At 51.2% G+C, this 6,120-nt stretch carries 6 protein-coding genes and 1 tRNA gene; 6 read left to right on the forward strand and 1 reads right to left on the reverse strand.

Annotated elements, in window-relative coordinates; genetic code table 11:
* Nucleotides 1–265 precede the first annotated feature (265 nt).
* The 5 genes from HKN79_05480 (at nucleotide 266) to mce (ending at nucleotide 4,983) form a co-directional block, all read left to right on the forward strand.
* Nucleotides 266–652, forward strand: coding sequence for a hypothetical protein (locus tag HKN79_05480; GenBank protein NNC83009.1), 387 nt, complete (start codon nucleotides 266–268; stop codon nucleotides 650–652).
* Entirely contained in the window at nucleotides 649–3,066 is a 2,418-nt protein-coding gene (locus tag HKN79_05485; protein NNC83010.1) for a T9SS type B sorting domain-containing protein, read from the forward strand. Before HKN79_05480 ends, HKN79_05485 begins: the two co-directional genes overlap by 4 nt.
* Nucleotides 3,067–3,163: 97 nt before the next feature.
* The gene (locus tag HKN79_05490; protein ID NNC83011.1) at nucleotides 3,164–3,721 is read left to right on the forward strand and encodes a hypothetical protein; all 558 of its coding nucleotides are present in this window, start codon (nucleotides 3,164–3,166) and stop codon (nucleotides 3,719–3,721) included.
* A gap of 26 nt (nucleotides 3,722–3,747) precedes the next feature.
* The gene (locus HKN79_05495; GenBank protein ID NNC83012.1) at nucleotides 3,748–4,545 is read left to right on the forward strand and encodes a hypothetical protein; all 798 of its coding nucleotides are present in this window, start codon (nucleotides 3,748–3,750) and stop codon (nucleotides 4,543–4,545) included.
* A gap of 36 nt (nucleotides 4,546–4,581) precedes the next feature.
* The gene (gene mce, locus HKN79_05500; GenBank protein NNC83013.1) at nucleotides 4,582–4,983 is read left to right on the forward strand and encodes a methylmalonyl-CoA epimerase; all 402 of its coding nucleotides are present in this window, start codon (nucleotides 4,582–4,584) and stop codon (nucleotides 4,981–4,983) included.
* On the opposite strand, the gene HKN79_05505 is transcribed toward mce, so the two are convergent.
* Nucleotides 4,968–5,609 (reverse strand): HAD family phosphatase, encoded by a 642-nt coding sequence (locus HKN79_05505; GenBank protein ID NNC83014.1) that lies wholly within the window; start codon nucleotides 5,607–5,609, stop codon nucleotides 4,968–4,970. The genes mce and HKN79_05505 overlap by 16 nt on opposite strands.
* Before the next feature lie 323 nt (nucleotides 5,610–5,932).
* Between HKN79_05505 and HKN79_05510 the strand changes: the two genes are divergently transcribed.
* Nucleotides 5,933–6,006: transfer RNA gene (locus HKN79_05510), tRNA-Ile, on the forward strand.
* The last annotated feature ends 114 nt before the right edge of the window (nucleotides 6,007–6,120 follow it).

Genomic DNA, 6,120 nt, shown 5'->3' on the forward strand with positions numbered 1-6,120 from the left:
CGATCGGCCAAGGTGCTTTTCCCATGGTCGATATGGGCGATGATGCAGAAATTACGTATGTGCTCCATTGGCCGGCAAAAGTAGGTAAGCAAGCCTTGTCAACCTGCACTATACTCTGCTATTTGCAGCATATTATCTCCTGTGGATCGCTCACATGTACCGATCACTCCTCCAAGAATCCCAAGGATCGACCATAGAGTGCACGCCACTCACACTCGGTCATGCTTGCTATTTGTTAGTTTCGGAGTCCCAAATGAATTAGCTGATGAAGTTGTTCTACACCATCTCATTCCTACTTGCGACCGTTCTGATGTACGGGCAAGAAGTGAGTCCCGACCCCCGATTGAACGAGCGATTCTCTCAAGAACAACTCGAGAAGATGAGTGATGATCGCATCATCTATTGGAACTATTACTTGGACCACTCTTTCCAGATCATGGCAATGGCTGAAGAGAAGGTTCCCTATCTCATCGATCTGGAGACCGTGTCCATCGACCCGGAATCCTTCCACGGATTCACCATGGAGCTGGATAGCTACCATCGAGAGGGCGCCTACCTGAAGATCGAAGGGCACCAGCAGATGTTGGTCGTCAAATCCATGAAGCAATTCATACAAGAATTCAACGCCTACTATCAATCCTTGAAGAAATGAAGAATCTAGTACTAGCCTGTCTATGCCTGACCATAGGAGCTCTTCACACGAGTGCACAGGATTATCTCATCTCCGATGGAGGTGAGGTGGAATTGGATTGCAGCATTGCCACCACATTGGCCGATGCCGGAGGAGCTGGGAACTATGGCCCGGGAGAATCCTTCAGCATGACCTTCTGCCCTGGGGCCGGAGGAAATGCAGCGACCTTCCTAATTGATACCGAGACGGCTGGTGATCTCTTCGATATTCCCAGTGGGGATGCACTCACCATCTTCGATGGACCGGATACCAGCTCTCCCATACTCGGAGTCTACAACAACGGGCTGCATGATTTCAACGCCCTACCCGTGGTCTTTCTCAATGCCACCTTGGACAATCTTTCAGGCTGCCTGACCATTCTCTTCGAATCCAGCGCATCCAGTCCGGGAGCACCAGGATTCACCGCCTCTCTCGGATGTGGGAATTTTTGGCAACCCTATTCCATGAATTTCACATCCTCTCCGAGCGAAGTGGATGATTTTGGATACATCGATATCTGCCAAGGTGAGACCATCACCATAGTGGCCGATGGAGATTTTCCCTACTCGGACGGAAGCGGCTATGAGCAGACCAATGAGAACTGCTTTTTCGAGTGGGACCTAGGAGATGGTACCGAGTTGGAAGGATATGGCCTGACTACCGTGACCAATACCTACACCGAGCAATTCGGATATCCGATAGAACTCTATGTGACCGACCCAGAAGGATTCAGACAGCGATTCGAATTGAAGGTGAGGGTCTCCACCACTCCCAGTTTTGCAGGTCTTCTGAGCCAATCCAATGACACGATCTGTCTAGGTAGCTCGGCCACATTGATCGGAGGGGTCGCTCAGGATAGCTCTACGAGTTTCGGTGTATTGCCGATCCAGTCGGCATTTATCGGTGGGGGATTTCTGGCCGGACAGACCTTCTTACCGGATGGAAGTGGGGTCTCCTATGAGACCACCATCACCATCGATGATTTTCCGGTAGGATCCACCGTGGAGAATCCCGATGACATCGTAGCCGTGTGCGCTACACTGGAGCACTCCTATCTAGGCGATCTGGATATCGAATTGACCTGTCCCAACGGTACTACCATATTACTCCAAGGCCAGGCCGGTGGGTCCTGCAACCTCGGTGTGCCTTGGGCTACTGGAGGAGTAGACGGTCAAAGCTCGGTGATCACTCCGGGTGAAGGCTACGAATACTGCTGGACAGCCGATGCCGTAGGCGGTCTGGACGAAGGCTGTGTGGGTGGAATAGAATTCGTGAGTGGAGATGGCCCTGGTACGTATACAGATAGTCAGGTCCCGGAAGGGAACTATGAGCCGGATCAGCCACTGACCGACCTCATCGGATGCCCCATCAACGGGGAATGGACCATCACCGTGACCGATAATATCGGGGCGGATAATGGCTACATATTCTCATGGGGTGTGCAATTCAATCCGTCTATCGACCCTACGGTAGAGAACTATCAACCCATCATGGTAGATGGCTACTGGGAAGATGAGCCTACCATCAATCCCGACCTTTCCAACGATACCTTGATCGTGGTAGAGCCGCCTGCACTGGGGCAATACAGCTACACCTTCCATGTGACCGATGATTTCGAATGCTCCTATGACACAACGGTCGTTCTAACGGTAATCGAACCCAGTTCGGTCGCTGCGACCAGTCCTGCCTGTGACTTGACCACAGAACTACAGGTCTTCTCCAGCCTGCAGGGTGGAGTATGGACCTACAGCCCTTCTGATAGCATCATCTTCCTTCCGGCCGACATCAACGGGGATGCCGTGGCCTTATCGGCAGGAGATTACACCTTCACCTATTCGGACTTCTTCTGCCAGACCGAGGAGACCGTTGAGGTATTCTTCCCTCCTTATCCAGATGCCACCATCGACCCGGATAGTATAGAGATATGTATCGGTGAGGGCAATCCGATTTCTGTAGTGGACCAGCCTTTCGATATCCCGGTCAGCTATCTGTGGAGTGTGGATTCTGCTGGGACGCTCTACACGCTTGGCTTTGGCCAGGTGCAAGAAGCGGCCATCGGAGGTGATTATTCAGTGGTGGTGACCAGCGATATCTGCCCGAGCATGCTGTCCATAGGTAGTGCCTATGTGCTGGAAGAACCTTGTATCATAGAGACCTTCAATGTCTTCACGCCCAATGGCGATGGGGAGAATGACTTCTTCTACATCGAAGCCATCGACAAATTCGATGACCCATTGGTATTCGTCTATAATCGTTGGGGAAATGTGGTCTTCGAGCGGAAGAACTACACCAATAACTGGGATATGGATGGTCTACCTGAGGGGACCTATTACTACGTGATCCAGAATCCGGCCAACAATGAGGCCTTCAAAGGCTACTTCACGTTGGTCAGGTAGGTCCTTGTATCTCCAAGCTCAGGGACCAAGGGTATTCTCATAGTCCGATGTAACCTTTTCGTCCCTTTCGAGTACAAACATCATGGTAAAACAACCCATGATGAGATCGACTATTGCCATTCTCGCCTTTCTGACCTTATTTGCCTGTGGCACTTCCTCTGAGAAGGAGCAGGTAAGTGAAGAAGTTGTGGCCGAAGAAGCCCCAAAACCCGTAAAGGGACTGACTACATTGGACCTATCGGCACACGGACCCTTCTCCGAGATGATGGTCCCGGATAAGAGCGGCTCAGGTGTGGATGCTCAGGTCGAATTCGATGATGTCACCGGATATCTCAACATCCGCGTGGGTAAGCGTTTTCAGATGCTTATCCGAGAAGAACCTACCAGCCTGAAAGACATACGCGGACAGCTCTCCGATGACCTGATGTGGCAGAACGAGATACTGGCCGAAGATGAGCAGAGTCTCCTACTCAAAAAGAGCCTTCCCGATGGTACAATGGAACAATTTCACTTCGCAGCCGTATTAGCAGGAGTAGGAAGCAATGTGGTCCTACAGAGTGACCCCATGGGCGAATTCACACAAGCGGATATCGAACGGATGTTGTACTGTGCAAAAACATTGAAAGGAAGTAACGGCCTAGCCTTGGCCCAATGATCCAAGCCATTAAACCGATCATGAAAATGAAAAGGACTGCCACCATACTACTGCTCTTCGTGCTACTGGCTAGCACATCGATGCATGCAGAGGCCATTGTGATAGATGGTTTCTACCAAGGCAAGGATCTCTACGTGAAGAATCCGACCGGACCTAAAGGCGTGGGATTCTGTGTCTACGAAGTCCAGGTCAATGGAGAGATCACTTCCGATGAGATCAATTCCAGCGCTTTCATCATCGATCTGCACATCCTCGGATTGGATATCGGTGATCCGGTGACCGTACAGATCATCCATCACGATGACTGCCGTCCCAAAGTACTCAATGCCGATGCCGTCCTACCGCAGAGCACCTATGAGGTGACCAGCATGAAAGTGGATGACAGTGGTGTATTGCATTGGGAGACCCGCAATGAGATGGGTGAACTCCCGTATAAGATCCAGCAATTCAAATGGAACAAATGGGTGACCGTAGGTGAAGTGCAAGGCACCGGCCGTATGGAGAACAACCGTTATGCCTTCCAATTGGATGCGCACTCCGGACGGAATATCTACCGCATCGCTCAGCGCAGCAATAAAGGAAAGGGACGCTACTCGGAAGAGATCGTCTATCAGGCCTCCGGACAATCACCGGTGACCATCACCAGCAGCAAGATCAATAACTCCATCGCATTCAGTGGCTCGACCCACTATGAGATATTCGATGAGTACGGTCGTCTGGTCAAGCGCGGTTACTCCAAAGAGGTCAATGTGGCAGCTCTGGACAAAGGCCGCTACTATATCAACTACGACAACCGCTTCGGGGAGTCCTTCACCAAAAGGTGAGAGGAAGCGTCTACTTTTGCCTGACAAATCCATGTCATGCAGAAGATCGAACATCTCGGTATCGCGGTACACAACCTTCAGGAATCAGAAGAGATCTATAGCCGGCTGTTCGGCACAGGTCCCTATAAGCGGGAATCGGTGGAGAGCGAAAGCGTGACCACTTCTTTTTTCCGTGTAGGTGCCAACAAGATCGAATTACTCGAATCCACAGCCGAAGATGGGCCCATCGCCAAATTCCTGGCCAAGAGAGGGGAAGGTATCCATCACGTGGCCTTCGCAGTGGACGACATCCATAGCGAGATGCAACGCCTGCGTGATGAAGGTTTCCGACTATTGAATGAAGAACCCAAGCGCGGTGCTGACAACAAGCTTATCGCCTTTGTACATCCCAAGGATTCCAGCGGAGTGTTGATAGAACTCTGTCAGGAGATCAAATAAGCAGCCCGCTCATGGATCTCCTCTCCAGGTCTGAGATGGATGGTCTGCAGCCCTAGGGCTTCTGCCGCCTGTACATGCTGCACGGAATCATCGATGAAGAGCGCCTTCTGCGCTTCTACTTCAAAATGCTCAAGCACGTATTGAAAAGCCTCTTTGTCCGGTTTGCGCTGGCCGATGTCGGATGAATAGAACACCGCATCAAAGGCCGAGCGGAAGTACTGCATTCCGATCTCATCTTCGATCCTGCGTTCGAATTCGGCTATGTGGATCGCATTTGTATTGCTGAGCACACAGGTGCGATAGCGCTCATGAACGCGGTGGATGAACTCCAAGCGATGGAGGGGGAGATCCAATAAGAGGGCATTCCAGGAATCATCCAGGGCCTGGTCAGACGGGCTATGTCCCATCATCTGGCGAAGACCATCACGAAATGTAGCTGTATCGATACGCCCTGTCTCGAGGGCATCGAAGAGTTCATTCTGTGCGGCTTGGGAGTAATTCTGCTCCGTATCCGCTAGACCCAGGGCAGCAAAGGCCTTTTGGGTCAGGCCATAATCGATGTTGAGAATGACCCCACCTAGATCGAAGATGATCAGGTCCAATTGATTGTGCTGTACAGGCTTCAATTCAAGGCAGATTTCTTGTGAACAGAAAGGCATCAAATCTATACATTTGCACACCCTTCACAGGGGGCCATAGCTTCCCTCGACTTCGCTTGTTTCGACAAGCTCAACACAACGCGGGACAGGCGCTTCGCTATGAGTAACGGCCCAAATGGCCATGAACAACGTATTGAGATTGAAATTGCTTTTTGACATTGCAATTACAATCGGGCCCATAGCTTCCCTCGACTTCGCTCGGGACAGGCGCTTCGCTATGGGTAACGGCCCAAAAGGCCATGAACAACGTATTGAGATTGAAATTGCTTTTTGACATTGCAATTACAATCGGGCCCATAGCTCAGCTGGTTAGAGCACCTGACTCATAATCAGGGGGTCCCAGGTTCAAGCCCTGGTGGGCCCACATTTTGAAAGCACCTCTGATCTCGAATCGGAGGTGCTTTTTGTTTGTCAGCAGTGCTGCGGAGGCCCGAGGGGTCGCCTATCTTTATCCGCAAGAGTCCATGTACCGTATACT

The organism is Flavobacteriales bacterium, from assembly GCA_013001705.1.
Classification (GTDB): domain Bacteria; phylum Bacteroidota; class Bacteroidia; order Flavobacteriales_D; family JABDKJ01; genus JABDLZ01.